We start from the raw sequence: 19,921 nt of genomic DNA on the forward strand, positions 1-19,921 counted from the left end.
ATCTCAGTTAATCTCACTTAGTTTAGTTTCTTTGTTGATCAACATCCTTTCGAATGTCAATCTACGCTGTCAATTTCAATATCTCAATGAACTTTTTGTATCTTTTGTCGCTGCTAAAACTCGTGTTTTGTAGTCACTCATTCGCTAAGCGGGTGCAAATATACAACTCTTTTTTAATCCCACAATACTTTTTAAAAAATATTCTAAAAAAAATTTAAGAGCTTTTTCGCTTGCCATTTTGAACAGCTATCTGTTCTGCTAAGCGGGTGCAAATATAAAACCCTTTTCAATACTCGCAAGATTATTTTAAGGTTTTTTTCAATGTTTTTTATCAACAAATAATAAGGCTTTGAAAGCTACTGTATTACCAAATAAAAAAAATGCAATCTCTTTAAATCTCGTTTTTCATTTAGCAGAAAAACCATTTTGAGGTTAACACCTTCATAATGCAAGGGTTATCAAAAACAAAAAGAGCGAACTACGAATATAACATGTTTTAAAACACTGTGCAACTAGTTGACGCTCTTAGTTATTAACAGTTTTTTTGTTCCACGCTGCTTTTAAATCTAAATAGTCGATAGGGAAAGCGGGTTTTTGTCGCTCTAATATGCTTTCTTGAAATGATCTTTCCAAAATATCTTCAATTAAATAGTCTTCTTTTACATCAAAAGGATTGTATTCTTCTTTTAAAGAAATTTCAAAAAGGCTGGCCGTGGTATTGTACCAGAATGCGCGCCAGCCCGTACGCAGTTCTTTTACAAGATCAAAAGCGGTGCGGCCTGTTTGTCTGTGGATGAGTTTTACCAGGATTTGTCCTTCTGTGTGGGTTAGTTTTTTTAGTTTATCGGAAAATTCGCCTTCTATATATTTTTGGATACGTTTTGTATAAAGTCTTTTATGGCGGTTTTTATCGATGGTTTTTAATCTTTCGGTCATTGTAGTTAACCTTTCGGAAGCTAATTTTGCATACGGATAAACTTTCCGGGTTTTACGGCGAAGGATGAGATATCGTCTTCGGTCTTGCTCTGAACTGAATTTTAGTTTATCGAGTAAGATTACTTCATCTAAATCTATTATTTCACGGGCTATGGTATCTCCTTCAATTAGATAATACATAACCTCGGTTGAATCTTTCTGTTTTTTTAAGTATTCGGTATCTGTCTGGGCAAAAGTAGTCTTCAAACCAAAAAATAAGAAGCATATATATATAGGTAGAAAAAATTTCATTTTAAACTGTTTTATTAATGTCTGCTACTGTCCAAAGAACGCGCCAAAAATAAGCAAATTGCCTCGTTGCCCTTAATAAGAATTTGCTAATTTTACCGAAGATATTTAATTATAGAAAAATTGCTTTATGACTACTTCAATATTGGATGACAATTCGCTTGAATTTTTAGAATCGTATTTAAACAATGCATCGCCTACTGGATACGAATGGGACGGCCAAAAACTGTGGATGGATTACTTAAAACCTTATGTAGATGAATTTTTTACCGACACCTATGGCACAGCGGTGGGAGTTATTAATCCCGATGCAAAATTTAAGGTTGTAATTGAAGGGCACGCCGATGAAATTTCGTGGTATGTTAACTACATTTCAGACAATGGGTTGCTTTATGTAATTAGAAATGGCGGGAGCGATCATCAAATAGCGCCTTCAAAAGTGGTGAATATCCATACCAAAAACGGAATTAAGAAAGGGGTTTTTGGCTGGCCTGCCATTCACACACGCGATAAACAAAAAGAAGAATGCCCCAAACCAGACAACATTTTTATTGATGTAGGTGCCAAAGACAAAGAAGAGGTTGAGAAAATGGACATTCACGTGGGGTGTGTAATAACGTATCCCGATCAATTTCATATTTTAAACGAAGACAAGTTTGTGTGCCGCGCATTAGACAATAGAATGGGTGGATTTATGATTGCCGAAGTGGCGAGACTGCTTCACGAAAATAAGGTGACGCTTCCGTTTGGGCTTTATATTACAAATTCGGTACAAGAGGAAATTGGATTGCGGGGAGCTCAAATGATTGCCGAACGCATAAAACCAAATGTGGCGATTGTTACCGATGTTACCCATGACACCACTACTCCAATGATTGAAAAAAAAGCTCAGGGATTGGCCGAAATAGGCTGTGGCCCGGTAATAGCTTACGCGCCTGCGGTGCAACAAAAACTTCGCGATTTGATTGTTGATACTGCCGAAAAGAAACTGATACCCTTTCAGCGAGCTGCACTTTCAAGAGCCACGGGAACAGATACCGATGCATTTGCCTACAGCAATGGCGGGGTTGCAAGTGCATTAATTTCGCTACCGCTTCGTTATATGCACACTACTGTTGAAATGGTGCATCGAGATGATGTGGAAAACGTAATTAAACTTATTTACGAAACCTTACTCAATATTAAGGATGGTGAAACCTTCAGTTATTTTGAATAAATTATTCGATTAAAATCTTTTTAGTTAAATATTCAAAGAGGCTGTCTAAACACTAATTTTGAATGTCTGTTCGAGCGCAGTCGAGAACTCTATGTTTATGACTTATAATCAGGTCTCGACTGCGCTCGACCGGACAACCGATTAATTATTACTTTTTAGGCAGCCTCTTTCTTTTAAATATTATTGAAGAAAGCAAGTCATAACTGCGATATATGCAAAATCGGTTTCTTATTAATTAGAAATCTTTCTTTTCAGCTATTTTCCGTTGCTTTAATTTTTCGAAATAAATCTTTGCTTCTTTAATTACTCTTGGCGCAAGAATTATTGTAGCCGTCATCGTTGGAATTGCCATTAAGGCGAAGAAAGTATCGATTAGATTAATCATCATACTCAATGATGTGGTGGCTCCTATTAAAATGCTTAGAATGTAGAAATAATTATAAATGTGTTTGTTTTTTGCTCCGAAGAGAAAAGACATACATTTTGTGCCGTAGTACGAATATGAAAACAGCGAAGAAATACTAAAAATAGCGATACACGCCAGTAGTCCGTATTTTCCGATGGTGGGCATGCTTTCTTCAAATGCCGAAGCGGTAAGGCTCACTCCATTTGCATCGCTACTTTGCCATACACCTGTCACCAAAATTGCCAAAGCCGTTAAGGTGCAGATAATAAGCGTATCGATGGCTGGCCCGAGCATGGCTACTAGGCCTTCGCGAATAGGCTCGTTGGTTTTAGCAGCTCCGTGGGCCATGGGGGCAGTACCTATCCCCGCTTCGTTTGAAAATGCGCCACGACGAATTCCTAAAAGTATAATGCCGCCAATAACGCCGCCTAAAAACGCATCACCTTTAAAGAAGTTTGCCGAAAAAGCGTCTGTAAAAATTAATTTAAAATATTCTGGTACTACATCAATATGAATAATGAGGATAATAATAACCGATGTAAAGTAAAGCAAAACCATTGCAGGCACTAGTTTTGAAGCAGTTTTACTTATGCGCCCAAGGCCACCTAAAATAACCAGGGCAGTAATGGTTGCCAGTGACAGCCCTATTATCAAATCGGTTTTAAAACCTTCGTAGAGACCTGCGGGTTTTAAAAGAATATCGTTAATTGCCTGTGTAAGTTGGTTTACATTAAACACCGGCAAAGCGCCTATCAAGCCAGCAACACTGAATAAAATAGCTAAGGGCATCCACTTTTTACCCAAGCCTTCGGTAATAAAATACATAGGGCCGCCTTGAATTTCACCTTCGCTATCTTTCCCTCTATAGAGAATAGCGAGGGTAGCGGTAAAAAACTTCGTGGACATACCAATTACGGCACTTACCCACATCCAAAATACCGCACCGGGACCACCAATTGCAATAGCTACTGCAACGCCAGCAATATTTCCCATACCAACTGTTGCCGAAAGCGCGGTAGTTAAAGCTTGAAAGTGTGAAATTTCGCCTATATCGCTTTCGTTGTCGTATTTTCCGCGTAGCACAGCAATAGCGTGACCCAAATAGCGAAATGGCAGAAATTTTATTCGAATTAAGAGGTATAATCCTCCGCCAATTAAAATAATTAATAGTGGGAGTCCCCAAGCTGCGGAGGCCATATTGGCAATAAAATCGTCTATATTTTTCAAGGATTAACTTTAAAGTTTTAACGAATGTAGGATTAAAATTTTTAAAATTAGCTGGGAAATTGTTTCTTGTAGCGCCAAATGAAACTACAACTAACCATTTTAACATTATTTACAACTATTTTCAGCTTCGCACAAACGACGACTGACTGGAAAAAGAATGCCTTTTTGTTTAATCCCGAGCTACTGGTAGGGCTCACTATGGAGTCCAACGACGGTTTCCCAAATACAAAATTACAAAAGCAATTTATTTTAAACTTTGGGCGCGATCATACAAACAATCCGCAACAATGGGCTCAAGAATTAAAGCGTCCGATTACTGGATTGAGCATTGGGATAACCGATTTTGGCAATCTGGACAGTTTAGGAATTGCAATTTCGGCTATGCCCTATCTTGAGTTTCAGGCATTTGGAAAGGAGCGTTGGAAAGTGTGGACGGGAATAGGAGCTTCCTATTTCAACAAGCAGTACGACGCCGAAACAAATCCGCAGAATCAAGCCGTAACTACAGATTTAACGTGGGCTTTTAGATTGTATTTATATTATCAATTTCTCACTACAAAAAACATAGATTGGCGGATTGGCCTGGGCTATTCGCATCATTCAAACGGGCATATGCGATTGTTAAATCAGGGTTATAATTCGTTTTTGGTCAGTCTGTCGGCAGCTGTAAAAAACCCGTTGCATATTCCTGAAAACACTACTGCCAAAGCGCTGCCAACATATAATAAAACGGTTTATAACTACTTTAGTTTACGCGGTGGCTTGGGACAAAATGTTTTCGCATTAGCGTTTAACGATAAAAAGAACGTGTACACCCTAGCCGGGGAATACGGTCGCGTTTACAACAATACTTATAAAATAGCAATTGGGTTTTACTACCGTTTTTATCAGCATTATTACGACTATATAGAAGGAAATGAATCTTTGGTGCAGCCCGGGCGGGAGTTTGATTATTTTAGAAGCAATCCCTGGTATTACGCTTCAAATTTGGGTGTTACCATTCACGGGGAAATATTCTTAAACCACTTTGGAATTGACTTACAATTGGGTTACAACTTGCACAAACCAGCCTATAAAATTGATTGGCGCATCAATCAAGGATGGGACAATCCGCCGCGTGAAATTCCTTTGAGTTGGGTTTTGGGGGAATATGACGGCAGCTTTAAAAAGAAGAATAGAATCTCTTCCCGATTGGGGCTAAAGTATTACTTGATAGGAATGGAAAGGGCGCCGAAAAACAATTTTTATATTGGCGCACATCTCAACGCCAATTTGGGGCAGGCAGATTTTACCGAGTTGAGTTTTGGGTATGTTCACAGTTTTAAACACAGAAAAAAGCAGTGATAAAACCTCTATTATTTAGCTACAGTAGTAAGCGTACACAACTTTCAGGTGGTTTGCTCAGTGGTACTAAAAAATATTTATGCTATTGGTTAAAAATACAGTTCTTCACTTTCTTCTTTTTATCTGCGTTTTCTGTTATTGGGCAAACAGATTCCAATTGGCTGGACAAGTCGTTGTTTTTTAATACTGAAATACTTTTTGGGCAAACACAGGAAGCCAATTTTAACTTTCCTAGTACAAAAACCCAAAAGCAAATTATCTTTAATATTGGTAGGGATCAGTCTAAAAATACGCAGGAATGGTCACAGCGATTAAAGGGTCCGGTAACGGGATATTCCTTTGGAGTCACAGATTTTGGAAATAGAGATAGCTTGGGCCTTGCTTTTTCGTTTATGCCATTTATTAGGTTCCCCGCTTTTAGAAGTGAAAAGTTGCAAGTGCTTACGGGAATGGGAACCTCTTTTATTACTGAAAAGTACAATGCCGAAAACAATCCGAGAAACCAAGCGGTAACCACCGATATTACTTGGGCTTGCCGACTGTTTCTGTTTTATAGATTATTCACTACTGAATACATTGACTTGCACTTGGGCTTTGGCTACACACACCATTCTAATGGGCATATGCGCTTACACAACAAAGGGTATAATTCGTATTTATTCAGCATTGCTACAGATATTAAAAACCCATCCAAAGAGGTGGCTGAATTAGGTGAAAGTGACGTTTATACATTAAAGAATAGTGTTTATAAATACTTCGACTTTCGCGCGGGATTTGGTCAAAACTCCTTTGCTTTGGCTTTTAACGAAAAAAAGTATGTGTACACCTTTGCGGGCGAATACGGACGGGTTTATAACAATACACTAAAAGTGGGACTTGGATTTTACTTTCGGTTTTACGAACATTATTACGATTATATTCAAGGAGACGAATGGTTAGTGCGCAAAGGTAGGGAGTTCGATTATTTTCACAGCTTGCCGGTGTATTACGCTACAAATTTAGGAGTGAATGTAAGTGCTGAAGTATTGATGAACCACGTAAGCGTCAATCTGCAAATAGGGTTGAATTTACACAAACCCGCCTACAAAATGGAGTGGCGAATAAACAAAGGGTGGGAAAATACACCACGAGAAATACCCGAAGGATGGGTACTTGGAAACTTTGATGGGTTTTATAAATTTAAGGAGCTCTTCTCGGGCAGATTGGGCTTAAAATATTACCTGTTGGGAACGAAAACCAGGCCTAAAAACAACATCTATATTGCGGCGCATATTAATTCGAATTTAGGGCAGGCAGATTTCTCTGAACTCAGTTTAGGCTATGTGTATAGCTTTAATTTCACAGAGCAATCAAAAACCTTAGACTTGCGATAAATAATTCAATACATTTTTTTCAATGCGGTTGTGAATATTGGAGACATCTGCTTTTACAAACTCCTTGCCCGTGATTTTTTCGTAAAGCTCAATATATCGTTCGGAAACAGATGCAATATACGCATCGCTCATGGTTGGCACTTGTTGACCTTCCAAGCCTTGAAATCCGTTTTGTATTAACCACTGGCGAACAAATTCTTTTGAAAGTTGCTTTTGCGGTTCGTTGTTTTTTTGGCGGGCTTCATAACCTTCGGCGTAAAAATAACGGGAGGAGTCTGGGGTGTGAATTTCATCAATAAGCACCACTTTCCCATCCTTGGTTTTTCCGAATTCATATTTCGTATCAACTAGTATTAACCCTCTTTCTGCTGCAATCTCGCTTCCGCGTTTAAAAAGTTTTCGGGTGTAATCTTCCAGTTGAAGGTAGTCTTCTTCTGAAACGATGCCGCGTTTTAAAATATCTTCTCTTGAAATATCTTCATCGTGATCGCCCATTTCGGCTTTAGTGGCGGGTGTAATTATAGGCTGCGGAAACTTATCGTTTTCCTTCATTCCTTCGGGCATTGGTATTCCACAGAGCATTCGTTTGCCTGCTTTGTATTCGCGGGCGGCGTGTCCACTCATATAACCGCGGATAACCATTTCAACTTTAAACGGATCGCAGGCTTCACCAATGGCTACATTAGGATCGGGGGTTGCAGTTAACCAATTGGGCACTAAATCTTCGGTATCGCGCATCATTTCAGTGGCAATCTGGTTTAGGATTTGCCCTTTATACGGAATTCCCTTCGGCATTACTACATCGAAAGCGCTTAGTCTATCGGTGGCAACCATTAAAAGCTTGTTGTTTTCTAAAGTATATACCTCGCGCACCTTGCCGTGGTAAACGCTTTTTTGTCCGGGGAAGTTGAAGTTTGTTGCAATTATTGTATTACTCATTGGGAATGTACTATGGTTAATTGTGGAATTGTGGAGTTGTGTGTTACTCAACGTTTTCAATTTTTTTATAGGCGGCAATTACTTCTTTTACAAGGCGGTGACGGATTACGTCTTTGTCGTCTAAATGAATCATTCCAACACCTTTTACATCTTTAAGCACCAGCAATGCTTCCTTTAATCCTGAAGTAATACGGCGCGGTAAATCTATTTGTCCGGGGTCGCCAGTAATCATAAACTTTGCGTTTTTCCCCATTCGGGTTAAAAACATTTTCATTTGGGCGTGGGTTGTGTTTTGGGCTTCGTCTAAAATTACAAAGGCATTGTCTAATGTACGTCCGCGCATAAATGCCAAAGGCGCAATTTGGATAATACCATTTTCAATATGCGAAGCCAGTTTTTCGGCGGGAATCATATCGCGAAGGGCATCGTATAACGGCTGCATATAGGGGTCTAGTTTTTCTTTTAAATCGCCTGGAAGAAAGCCTAGATTTTCACCGGCCTCTACTGCAGGTCTGGTTAAGATAATACGCTTTACCGCTTTGTCTTTTAGGGCTCTAACTGCAAGAGCGACCCCTGTATATGTTTTTCCTGTACCTGCGGGGCCAACGGCAAAAACCATATCGTTTTTGGTCATTAAAGCTACCAATTTGCGTTGGTTGGCGGTTTGTGCCTTAATAGGTTTTCCGCTTAGGCCGTGTACAATTACTTCGCCACTGCCTGCTGGGGTTTCATAGTCGTCTTTGGTGCGACTTAAGAGAACGCGTTCAATAACGTTTTCGTCTAGTTTGTTGTATTTAGCTACCTGCTCTAGGAGCATGGTAATACGTTTATCGAATTCTTCTAAGACTTCTTCATCGCCATAGGCCTTAATTTTATTGCCACGAGCTACGATTTTCAGTTTAGGAAAATACTTTTTAAGCAAGTCGATGTTAGCATTTTCTAGTCCGAAGAAATCTCTCGGGCTAATCTCGGTAAGTTCGATTATAAGTTCGTTCAAAAGGCGTGTGTTGTTAGATGTTAGATGTTAGACGTTAGATATTAGATGTTAGATGTTAGACGTTAGACGTTAGATGTTAGACGTTAGATGTTAGATGTTAGACGTTAGATATTAGACGTTAGATGTTAGATCAAATTTCTAGTTTAAAAGTTATAGGCTGAAATATTGCATAAACTCTAAAATATTTATCGAAATTTAAAATTTATTTATTCCGCCAAAAATAGTTTTGCTACTAACAAAAGTAACCTATTTTTGTGGGAAATCTTTTAAGAAAATATCAACAATCCATTTATGGCTATAATTACACTTACTACTGACTTTGGAGAGAAGGATCACTTTGTGGGTGCAGTAAAGGGAGCTATTTACTCTGAAATGGAAGATGCGAAAATTGTTGATATCTCGCATTATGTTTCACCATTTCATTTGCACGAGGCCGCCTATATAATTCAGAATGCCTATAAAAGTTTTCCATTGGGAAGCATACACATAATAGGGGTTGATTCGGAATTAAATCCTGAGAATAAGCACATTGCAGTTTTTATGGATGGTCATTATTTTGTGTGTGCCGATAACGGTATAATCTCGATGCTCACTTCGGAAATTCGTCCTGAGAAAATTGTGGAAATAAACATCCACGACCGCATTACCAGTAATTTTCCTGTTTTAGATGTCTTTGTGAAGGTTGCGGGGCACATTGCCCGAGGTGGCACACTGGATGTTATAGGAAAAAACATTACTCAAATAAAGGAACTCACGGGGCTGCGACCGGTAATTAGCAACCAAGGAAGCGTTATAATTGGCAATGTTATATATATTGATAACTACGGAAATGTGGTGAGCAATATTCCGAAAAAGCTCTTTGATGAAGTGGGTCGCGGCAGGGATTTTATAATTAACGCCCGAACTGCGAAATTTGAGAAAATATACACCCATTACAGCGACGCCATAAACTTTAACCAGACTGTTGAGAAGCGAGAGGAAGACGGGAAGAGACTGGCACTTTGGAATTCGTCGCAATTTTTGGAGTTGGCTATTTACAAGAGCAATCCTACTTCGGTGGGCGGGGCTGCTAGTCTTTTTGGGCTGGAGTTTAGAGATACGGTTACGGTGAGTTTTACTACAGAGATATGAGGTTTGGGGGTGTAGGTGGTAGGTTGTAGTGACTTGTTCTAGAATAGGTTGGTGTTTGGTTTATTTATAAAGAATTATGTTTACTAGAATTGTAAAAATGGAGTTTGAGGAAGGGAATGTCAATCCTTTTCTAACTAATTATGAAGTTGTGAAAGAGAAGATTCGCGGTTTTCCGGGGTGTTTGTTTTTGGAACTTTACAGGGATAAAAATGACGAAACAATCTTTTTCACCTATAGCCGTTGGAAGGAGGAAGCCGATCTGGAAAAGTATAGAAATAGCGACCTGTTTAAAGAAGTTTGGAGCGTTACAAAACCGATGTTCCGGAAAAGAGCAGAGGCTTGGAGTGTGGATACGGTTGTGAGTTTGTAGTTGTGGGTTGTGGGTTGGCGGTTGTCGGTTATCGGTTTTCGGTTGTGGGTTGGGGGTTGGGGGTTAAAAAATATTGATTAGTAAAAAAACTTGGCGTTTTGGCGCCTTTGCGAGATATAAATGTTTACAATAATAAAACGAGAAATAAACTCCTTCTTTTCCAGTACCATTGGGTATCTGGTGATTGGGATGTTTTTGGTGATAAACGGTTTGTTTCTTTGGGTTTTTGGCGGCAACTTCAACATCCTGGATTCTGGGTTTGCAGACCTCTCCCCCTATTTTGAACTCGCGCCGTGGGTATTGCTGTTTTTAATCCCAGCGGTTTGTATGCGCGCGTTTAGCGACGAGATGAAGATGGGCACATTGGAGCTTCTACTCACCAAACCCGTTTCGTTGAAGCAAATAGTTTTTGGGAAGTATTTTGGGGCCGTAATTTTAATCGTCATTGCGCTTATTCCCACAATTTTATACGTCTTTACAATTGCGGAATTAGCTCAGCCGGCAGGTAATTGGGACGTTGGCAGCACAATGGGATCGTATATTGGGTTGTTGTTTTTGGTGCTGGCTTATACTGCTATCGGCATATTTTCTTCAACGCTTTCACAAAACCAGATTGTGGCTTTTATAATTGCAGTTTTTCTGTGTTTCGCGCTTTATTACGGGTTTGAAGGCTTTGCTTCTTCGTCATTTGATATTTCGCAATTGGGAATGAAAGCCCATTTTGACAGCGTTGCCCGCGGGGTTTTGGACACTCGCGATTTGCTTTACTTTTTAATTGTTTCCAGTTTCTTCCTCGCATTGACCGTTTTTAAATTAGAAAAGAAATCGCCTGCCTTAACCAAGAAACGGAATATTACTTATTTACAATTTGTAATAGGGTTGTGTTTGCTAATGGTTGTTGGAAGCTATTTCTACAAACGCTTCGATCTTACGCAGGATAAGCGGTTTACACTTTCGGAAGAAGCAAAGGAAATTGTTGCTACTGTAAATTCACCAATAATAGTTGATGTATTTTTGAAAGGCGAATTCCCACCAGAATTTAGAAGACTTCAAAGTGAAACAAAGCAACTATTGGAAGAATTTTCGGCATATAATTCGAATATAAAGTTCGATTTTATTAATCCGACAGAGGAAGGAAACGAAGCTTTTCAAGCGCAATTTGAGAAATTTGGATTGACGCCCGCGCAGGTTTCGGTTACTGAAAAGGGGAAACAAAGTACCGAACTGGTTTATCCGTGGGCATTAGCGCATCACGACGGGAAATCTGTGAAGATTGGTTTACTGAAAAATCAGCTGGGTGCCACTTCGGAAGAACGGGTAAACAGTTCACTTCAAAATTTACAATACGCTTTTGCCGATGGTTTTAAGAAGCTAGCAACCCAAAAGTCGGAACGAGTAGCGGTATTAAAAGGAAATGGAGAATACGACGATAGATATATAGCCGATTTCTTTTCCACACTGCGGGATTATTATTTTATTGCGCCTTTCACCTTGGATTCGGTGGCCACCAATCCTGAAAAAACTTTGAAGGCGTTAAACGATTTCGATTTAATTGTTGCTGCCCAACCCACGGAAGCCTTTAGCGATGCCGAAAAATACGTATTGGACCAATATATAATGAATGGCGGAAACGCGCTTTGGCTGCTGGATGCAACACAAATGCAGACCGATACTACGAGTGGGAACACCTTCGCATTTGGCAAGGATTTAAACCTTGGGGATTTCTTTTTTAAGTACGGCATTCGCATTAATCCCAATTTGGTGAAAGATGTGTATTCGGCACCCATAGTTTTGGCAAGTGGCGACGAGCGCGAAGCCCAGTACAACCGCTACCCCTGGTTTTTTAGTCCGTTGAGCAGCAGTGCCAACAACCACCCAATCGTTACCAATATTGAAGCCGTAAAGTTTGATTATGCCAGTGCCATCGACACGCTTCCAAACGAGATAAAGAAAACGGTATTGCTTGCTACTTCACCCATATCAAAAATAGTGGGACTCCCCTTCCCTATTGATTTTGATGTAGAAATTCCGAAGAACCTACAAGTGGTAAACGAAGGGCCAAATCCAGATGAATTTAACGCTGGTGAAGTGCCGCTGGCAGTTTTGCTGGAAGGGAAATTTACTTCAGTTTATAAAAACAGGGTGAAGCCAATTAAGTTGGAAAGCATCAAAAACAGAGACGACGGCAAGGCTTCAAAAATGGTGGTAATTAGCGATGGCGACGTTATAAAAAATCAGATGCAAGGCAACAGGCCGCTTGAACTTGGCTTCGATAAAATGACCAACCAATTCTACGGAAACAAGGAATTTCTGCTTAATACGGTGAATTATCTGCTTGACGACAGTGGACTTATAAACATTAGAACGCGACAAATTGCGGTGCCATTTCTAGATCGGCAAAAAACTGTGGAGCAACGCGGCAAGTGGCAAATGCTTAATATATTGCTACCGTTGGGGTTACTGGCTATTTTCGGATTCGTTTTCACTGTGTATCGCAAACGAAAATACACGCGTTAAATGTTGATAAGTTTGTTTTAACAAACACTTCAATTGAAATATATTTGTGGTGCGGCTTCGCTCAGCAACCTTTCTTTAGAAAAAATGAAGGAAATATGTGAAAGACGTAAATTTAGAAATATTTCATAAAAAACACATGTAATGAAATTTATCGTATCGAGTTCCTATTTATTAAAACAACTACAAGTTTTAGGTGGTATTATCAACAGCAACAATACCTTGCCTATTTTAGATAATTTCTTGTTTAATTTAGACGGGAAATCGCTTACTGTTTCGGCTTCCGATTTGGAAACTACTATTTCTTCAAAATTAGAAGTAGAAAGCGCCGAAAAAGGAATGGTTTGTATTCCCGCAAGACTTTTGCTAGAGACCTTAAAAACCTTTCCGGAGCAACCTTTAACCTTCACTGTTGAAGACAACAACACCATTGAAATAAGCAGTAACCACGGAAAATACGCTTTGGCATACGCTGCTGGCGACGAGTTTCCGAATGCTGTGGAATTGAAAGATCCTTCGGCTACAATAGTGCAGGGCGATGTGCTTGCAACGGCAATTAGCAAAACCATATTTGCCTCTGGAAACGATGATTTAAGACCTGTAATGAGCGGCGTTTTCTTTCAGTTTTCAACAGACAATTTGGTGTTTGTAGCAACCGATGCGCACAAATTGGTGAAATACACCCGCGACGATATGAGTGCTTCGCAAACTGCGGAATTCATTATGCCGAAAAAGCCACTAACACTTCTAAAAAGCATACTTGCTGGTAGCGAAGAAGATGTTACGATTGAATACAACGAGAGTAATGCCAAATTCACTTTTGAAAACACCGAGATGGTTTGCCGTTTAATTGACGGGAAATACCCCAACTACGAAGCGGTTATTCCGAAGGAAAATCCGAATAAATTGGTTATTGACAGAAACCAGTTTTTGAATTCAGTACGTCGTGTGTCTATTTTCTCAAGTAAAACCACTCACCAAATCCGTTTAAAGATTGCTGGAGCCGAGTTGAATATTTCGGCTGAAGACGTGGACTACAGCAACAAGGCTGAGGAGCGTTTAACCTGCGACTACCAAGGCGACGATATGCAAATTGGTTTTAACAGTCGTTTCCTTACCGAAATGCTTAACAACCTTACCAGCGACGAAGTTTCGTTGGAAATGAGCTTGCCAAACCGCGCAGGGATACTAACGCCCGTTGACGGATTAGATGAAGGGGAAACAGTTACGATGCTTGTGATGCCGGTGATGTTGAATAATTAGGGTGTGGGTTGGCGGTTGGCGGTTGTGGGTTGTCGGTTGTGGGTTGTCGGTTGTGGGTTGGCGGTTGTCGGTTGGCGGTTGGCGGTTATCGGTTATCGGTTATCGGTTAAAAAAAAATCTTAAAAATTATTGCAATAGCTAACTATTACGAAATAGATTTTTGCGTAATTGTTAGCTATTGTGCATTGTACAAGCAGCGTAGTAAAGACAGTGACTGATTTTTTTAATGTAGGGTGACGTAATTTTTATACCTATTGCTTTTTTACCTATTTTTAAGCGACCAAAAACCTAACTAAATGAACAGGAATCAATTCACCGACGTAGCTCAGGCGTTTAATATCAATATTTTAGGTAAGGGTACGCAGCCCATGTTGTTTGCACACGGGTACGGTTGCGACCAGAATATGTGGCGTTTTATGTATCCGTATTTTGAGGAGGATTATAAAATTATCCTTTTTGATTATATCGGTGCCGGCAACTCTGATCTGGTAGCGTATTCAAAGGAAAAGTACAGTTCTCTACACAGCTATGCCAACGATATAATTAGCATCTGCGAGCATTTAAAGCTTCAAGATGTAATTTTTGTGGGGCATTCCGTTAGTGCCATGATAGGTTTATTGGCTTCACAAAAAGCCCCTGCCCTATTTTCCAAAATGATTTTAATAGGTCCGTCGCCGTGTTATATCAACAAAGACGACTATGTAGGTGGGTTTGACAGTTCGTCTATTGACGAGCTCCTAGAGGCTTTAGACAGCAACTATTTAGGTTGGTCGCAAAGTATGGCACCTGTAATTATGGGGAATGCAGATAGGCCGCAATTAGGAAAAGAACTGAGCAATAGCTTCTGCAATACCGATCCTGAGATTGCTAAAAACTTCGCTCGGGTAACCTTTCTTTCAGACAATAGAGAAGACTTAGAAAAAGTAACCACCCCCTGCCTTATTTTACAGTGTTCGCAAGATGTAATCGCACCTATAGAAGTTGGCGAATACGTAGCAAATTCAGTGAAAAACGGAACGCTTAAAGTATTAAAAGCAACAGGACATTGCCCCAATTTAAGTGCTCCAGAAGAAACTGCGACGGCAATTAAAGACTATCTTGAAACTAGCAATTAGTGGGAAATAAAAACGATATTTCTAAACAATCGGAATCATTGCGTTTAAAGGCTGCATTAGACTTGTATGAAAATGCACCCTGTGGGTCGATAATATTTCAGAATGATGGATTGATAATTGCCATCAACAACACCTTGGCCAACTGGTTGGGGTATAAGAAATCTGAAATTTTAAATGAACGCACCCTTCCTAGTTTATTTAAAATAGGCGGGCAAATTTACTTTGAAACGCATTTCTTTCCCCTTATAAAAATGCAGGGATTTATTCAAGAAGTATATTTCGACATTTTAAGAAAAGACAAAAGCATTTTTCACGCGCTTATAAATGTGAGGGAAATTCCGGCGCAGGGAAATTTTGAAGCAACATACCAAGCTACTATACTAGATGTTTCGGATAGATACCGATATGAGAGTGAACTGCTAGAAGCCAAACGAAAGGCCGAAGCCGACAGCAAAGCGAAAGCCGAATTTCTCGCTACTATTAGTCACGAAATACGCACGCCTTTAAATGCTATTTTAGGAATTGGGAATCTACTTCACAATACACCTTTAAATGAAAACCAAAAGGAGTATGCGCGGTTGCTGCTAAGCTCATCGGAACATTTGCTGAGCCTTGTAAACAACCTTTTAGACCTAAGTAAAATTGAGGCCAGAAAGCTTGAATTAGAATATGTTTCGTTTAACTTATTGGATTTAATAACCATTTTAAAACAAATATATTCGGTAAAAGCTGAAGAGAAAGGGGTTACGCTACGATTGGAATTAGGAAAAGACGTGCCCCAAAATATTATTGGCGACCCTGTAAAGCTGAATCAGGTTTTAACGAATCTTGTTGGAAATGCCATAAAATTCACAAAACAAGGTGCTATTACAGTAGCTATTAACACAATTAAGAAAACTAAAAAGGAAGTACATCTCAATTTTGAAGTATCGGATACAGGGATTGGCATTCCCGAAGAAAAACTCGATACTGTGTTTCAGGAGTTTTCACAAGCTAGTTATGACGTAGGCGTGGAATACGGAGGCACGGGACTTGGACTTACCATAAGCAAGAAACTACTTGAACTGCAAGGGAGTAAACTAAGCGTTCGTAGTACGGTTAATGAGGGCTCTACCTTTAGCTTTGCGCTTCACTATAAAATAGATAGGAAAAAATCTAAAAAAGCGAAAAAGAAGAAGGATGTTGAAGCGGCCGTAAACTTTGATAACTACAAAGTGTTGGTAGTAGATGACAATAATGTAAACATCTTTATTACGGCCCAATATTTAGATCAGTGGGAAATACCGCATTTAACCGCAAAAAGTGGTAGTGAAGCTTTGGGTATTATAAATCGGGAATCGGTGGATATTGTTTTGCTGGATTTACAGATGCCCAAGATGAACGGTTATGAAACCGCAGCGAAAATAAGAGCGCTTAAATTACCCAAACAGCCTATTATTATTGCTTTTTCGGCTACCACAAAAGGAGAGGTACAAGCTGCGTTAACCGAAGCAGAGATTGATGACCATTTGCCAAAACCCTTTCAACCGTCACAACTTTTTGACTTGTTGAAAATGTATAATACCGCCAAGAAGAAGAAAAAGAAACGCACCTTAAAACGTCTGTCAAAAGCCGCCGCCTCTTCAAAAAAGTACAAGAAAAAAATAAGTCCGACAGTAAACCCATCAATAGCAGAGAGTTTTAATTTGGAGCGGTATTCGAAAATGGCAAACAACAATCCGGAGTATATTAGAAAGTTTGTTGTAAGCACTTTGGATGCTTTAATTGGTTATCAGAAAGATTTTGAAACTGCGCTAGAGAAAAAAGACACCAAAAGTATGGCAGACCTGATTCATAAATCTACCATGACGCTCTATTATATAAAGGCAGATAGGCTAAGTAAGTATATGGAAAACTGTAATGAGATCCTGGTTGCAGACGCCACAGATCAAACCATTTTAGCAAAGGGAGAGGAATGTAAAAAGGAGTTTGTACGAATAATAGAGGGATTGAAGGAGAGTCAGAATCTTTAACGGAAGATGGGGGTTAGACCGCTGCGTTGCTGGAATATAGACCGCTGCGCTGCTGGAATATAGACCGCTGCGCTGTTAGATTATAGACCGCTGCGCTGCTAGACTTGAGACCGCTTTGCTGTTAGACTTGAGATCGCTTTGCTGTTAGATTATAGACCGCTGCGCTGCTAGACTTGAGACCGCTTCGCTGTTAGATTATAGACTGCTGCGCTGCTGGATTATAGACTGTTGGGCGGCTGGACTTGGGTAATTGCAATTGCAAAAAACAGATTGGGGTTAAGGGAAATGGAGGGGTACTGGGAGTAACATTTTTAGTACTTTTGCTGCGATGACACATACAGATACAATAGTAGCTATGGCTACGCCAGCGGGGGCTGGGGCAATTGCGGTTATCAGGCTTTCGGGGCCTGAGGCTATTGCAATTGCTGCTTCCATATTTACTTCCGTTGCGGGGAAGGATATTTCACAACAAAAAACACATACCGTGCATTTGGGGCATATAACAGAAGGGAGTCGCATTATTGACGAAGTACTCGCCACCATCTTTAAAAACCCCAATAGCTATACGGGGGAGGATGTGGTGGAAATATCTTGTCACGGTAGTAATTATATCCAACAAGAGATTATTCAACTCTGCCTTCGCAATGGCTGCCGAATGGCACAGGCAGGTGAGTTTACACTTCGGGCTTTTCTTCACGGGAAAATGGATTTGAGTCAGGCGGAAGCCGTGGCAGACCTCATTGCCAGCGATAGTGCTGCGAGTCATCAGTTGGCAATTCAGCAGATGCGGGGTGGGTTTTCTTCAGAAATTAGACATCTAAGGGAAGAGCTTTTAAACTTTGCTTCATTAATTGAACTAGAGCTGGATTTTGCCGAAGAGGATGTAGAATTTGCCAATCGCGACGATTTTCAAAAACTGATTTCAAAAATAACCCAAGTGCTTAAACGGTTGATTGATTCGTTTGCTACAGGAAATGTATTGAAAAACGGCATACCCGTTGCCATTGTGGGCGAACCCAATGTGGGGAAATCTACTTTGCTAAACGCATTGCTAAACGAAGAACGCGCTATTGTAAGTGACATAGCCGGAACCACCCGCGATACGATTGAAGATGAAATAAATATTGGCGGGATTGGGTTTCGATTTATAGACACCGCCGGAATACGCGATACAGTTGATGTTATTGAAGGCTTGGGAATAAAGAAAACCTTTGAAAAGATTGAAGCTGCCCAAGTGGTAATTTACCTTTTTGATGCTCAAAAGTTTCAAGAGTCGAGTTCTAAATTTCAGGTTGAAATAGAAACTATTAAAAATAAATATCCGCTTAAAAACCTTGTAATAGTCGCAAATAAAGTTGACAAGCTCTCAGTCGGAGAAATTGAGAAATTAAACGAGACGCTTTATCAGGTTAAAGGGGCTTCGCATTTGTTATTAGCTGCCAAAACCAATCGCGGGATTGCGGAGCTTGAAAATAAATTGTTGGATTTTGTCAACACCGGTGCGCTTCGCAATAATGAAACTATCGTTACCAATAGCCGTCATTACGATGCGATGCTAAAAGCCTTGGAAGAAATAAACAAAGTACAAGCAGGGATTGATAGCGGCTTGAGCGGCGATCTTTTGGCTATCGATATCCGGCAGGCGTTGTACTATTTTGGGGAAATAACCGGGGAGATTTCTAATGACGAATTGTTGGGGAATATTTTTGCGAATTTTTGCATCGGGAAGTGATGGGGTGTTGGTGGTTGTGATTTTATTGCTTGCGTTGATTTTGCGTTAGACAACGGGGGTTCGACTGCCCTTCGGCTTCGTTCAGGACAGGCTAGCTCACCCTGACAATGGGATGGCGATGGCAGACGTTAGATAATGGGGTTCGATTCGATAGCTATCGGATGCCCTTCGGCTGCGCTCAGGACAGGCTGCTCACCCTGACATATTGCTGCCCTGACAATGGGAATGGCGGTGGGATGGGTTAGACCGTGGGGTTCGACTGCCCTTCGGCTCCGCTCAGGACAGGCTGCTCACCCTGACATTGGGATGGCGATGGCAGACGTTAATCACGAGGGGTTCGATCCGATAGCTATCGGATGCGCTTCGGCTTCGTTTAGGATGGGTTGCTTACCTTGACATATTGCTTGCGTTGATTTGCGTTAGACGACGGGGTTCGACTGCCCTTCGGCTGCGCTCAGGACAGGCTGCTCACCCTGACAATAGGGCTTGCGGGGGTATTCTTTAGACGACGGGGTTCGACTGCCCTTCGGCTCCGCTCAGGACAGGCTGTTCACCCTGACAATAGGGCTTGCGGGGGTATTCTTTAGACAACGGGGTTCGACTGCCCTTCGGCTCCGCTCAGGACAGGCTGCTCACCCTGACATATTGCTGTCCTGACAATGGGAATGGCGGTGGGATGGGTTAGACAGTGGGGGTTTGAGTGACTATTTATAAACTTTTGTTTTTTAAATAAGTAGAACGGAAATTAGCGGTGTTTGGTTCTAGACGTTACTAAGCCCCCCTTTTGAAGGGGGGTTGGGGGGATGTTTTTGATGGGCTGCTTAGCCTAACATATTGCTTGCTATGGTATTGGTTAGACAACGGGGTTCGACTGCCCTTCGGCTGTGCTTAGGATGGGCTGCTTACGCTGACATATTGCTGCCCTGACATTTGGCTTGCGAAGGGATGCGTTAGACAACGGGGTTCGACTGCGCTATTAGTTTAGCATCGTATATTTATAGAAGTTTAATCTTATTAAATTTCTGAAAAACCAGAAGGAAAAGGTGAACTATTTCGAC

At 40.5% G+C, this 19,921-nt stretch carries 14 protein-coding genes; 10 read left to right on the top strand and 4 right to left on the bottom strand.

The genetic code is table 11. The features are described from left to right. Positions 1-525: 525 nt before the first annotated feature. Positions 526-1,227 (bottom strand): DUF4294 domain-containing protein, encoded by a 702-nt coding sequence (locus K8089_RS15195; protein WP_237604150.1) that lies wholly within the window; start codon positions 1,225-1,227, stop codon positions 526-528. A gap of 127 nt (positions 1,228-1,354) precedes the next feature. On the opposite strand from K8089_RS15195, the gene K8089_RS15200 reads away from it, so the two are divergent. Then, complete coding sequence (locus tag K8089_RS15200) at positions 1,355-2,440, top strand: M42 family metallopeptidase (RefSeq protein ID WP_237604151.1); 1,086 nt, start codon at positions 1,355-1,357, stop codon at positions 2,438-2,440. A gap of 235 nt (positions 2,441-2,675) precedes the next feature. Here K8089_RS15200 and K8089_RS15205 read toward each other — a convergent pair whose 3' ends face one another. Then, entirely contained in the window at positions 2,676-4,073 is a 1,398-nt protein-coding gene (locus tag K8089_RS15205) for an alanine/glycine:cation symporter family protein (protein WP_237604152.1), read from the bottom strand. A gap of 78 nt (positions 4,074-4,151) precedes the next feature. On the opposite strand from K8089_RS15205, the gene K8089_RS15210 reads away from it, so the two are divergent. Further along, positions 4,152-5,417 (top strand): acyloxyacyl hydrolase, encoded by a 1,266-nt coding sequence (locus tag K8089_RS15210; protein WP_237604153.1) that lies wholly within the window; start codon positions 4,152-4,154, stop codon positions 5,415-5,417. After that, positions 5,414-6,790 carry an acyloxyacyl hydrolase gene (locus tag K8089_RS15215; RefSeq protein WP_237604154.1) on the top strand — a complete coding sequence of 459 codons (1,377 nt, stop codon included), beginning with the start codon at positions 5,414-5,416 and terminating at the stop codon, positions 6,788-6,790. Before K8089_RS15210 ends, K8089_RS15215 begins: the two co-directional genes overlap by 4 nt. Here the strand turns inward: K8089_RS15215 and K8089_RS15220 are convergent. After that, positions 6,776-7,729 carry a phosphoribosylaminoimidazolesuccinocarboxamide synthase gene (locus tag K8089_RS15220; protein WP_237604155.1) on the bottom strand — a complete coding sequence of 318 codons (954 nt, stop codon included), beginning with the start codon at positions 7,727-7,729 and terminating at the stop codon, positions 6,776-6,778. The genes K8089_RS15215 and K8089_RS15220 overlap by 15 nt on opposite strands. 43 nt (positions 7,730-7,772) lie before the next feature. Then, the gene (locus K8089_RS15225) at positions 7,773-8,726 is read right to left on the bottom strand and encodes a PhoH family protein (protein WP_237604156.1); all 954 of its coding nucleotides are present in this window, start codon (positions 8,724-8,726) and stop codon (positions 7,773-7,775) included. Positions 8,727-9,017: 291 nt separating this feature from the next. Here K8089_RS15225 and K8089_RS15230 point away from each other — a divergent pair, with 291 nt between their 5' ends. The 7 genes from K8089_RS15230 to mnmE all read left to right on the top strand — a co-directional run bounded on the left by K8089_RS15230 (position 9,018) and on the right by mnmE (position 18,863). Next, positions 9,018-9,857, top strand: coding sequence for an SAM hydrolase/SAM-dependent halogenase family protein (locus K8089_RS15230; RefSeq protein ID WP_237604157.1), 840 nt, complete (start codon positions 9,018-9,020; stop codon positions 9,855-9,857). A 76-nt stretch (positions 9,858-9,933) separates the two neighbouring features. Then, positions 9,934-10,227 carry a putative quinol monooxygenase gene (locus tag K8089_RS15235; protein ID WP_237604158.1) on the top strand — a complete coding sequence of 98 codons (294 nt, stop codon included), beginning with the start codon at positions 9,934-9,936 and terminating at the stop codon, positions 10,225-10,227. Positions 10,228-10,347: 120 nt separating this feature from the next. Further along, complete coding sequence (gene gldG / locus K8089_RS15240; protein WP_237604159.1) at positions 10,348-12,744, top strand: gliding motility-associated ABC transporter substrate-binding protein GldG; 2,397 nt, start codon at positions 10,348-10,350, stop codon at positions 12,742-12,744. 141 nt (positions 12,745-12,885) lie between these two features. Beyond that, the gene (gene dnaN, locus K8089_RS15245) at positions 12,886-14,004 is read left to right on the top strand and encodes a DNA polymerase III subunit beta (protein WP_237604160.1); all 1,119 of its coding nucleotides are present in this window, start codon (positions 12,886-12,888) and stop codon (positions 14,002-14,004) included. Between the two features lie 296 nt (positions 14,005-14,300). Next, positions 14,301-15,119: an alpha/beta fold hydrolase gene (locus K8089_RS15250; RefSeq protein ID WP_237604161.1), complete on the top strand. Its 819-nt coding sequence runs from the start codon at positions 14,301-14,303 to the stop codon at positions 15,117-15,119. Further along, on the top strand, positions 15,119-17,131 hold the full coding sequence (locus K8089_RS15255) for an ATP-binding protein (RefSeq protein ID WP_237604162.1): 2,013 nt from the start codon (positions 15,119-15,121) through the stop codon (positions 17,129-17,131). The genes K8089_RS15250 and K8089_RS15255 overlap by 1 nt, the downstream gene beginning before the upstream one ends. A gap of 328 nt (positions 17,132-17,459) precedes the next feature. After that, positions 17,460-18,863 carry a tRNA uridine-5-carboxymethylaminomethyl(34) synthesis GTPase MnmE gene (gene mnmE / locus K8089_RS15260; protein WP_237604163.1) on the top strand — a complete coding sequence of 468 codons (1,404 nt, stop codon included), beginning with the start codon at positions 17,460-17,462 and terminating at the stop codon, positions 18,861-18,863. Positions 18,864-19,921 lie beyond the last annotated feature (1,058 nt).

It is taken from the genome of Aequorivita vitellina (assembly GCF_022008365.1).
Lineage (GTDB): Bacteria > Bacteroidota > Bacteroidia > Flavobacteriales > Flavobacteriaceae > Aequorivita > Aequorivita vitellina.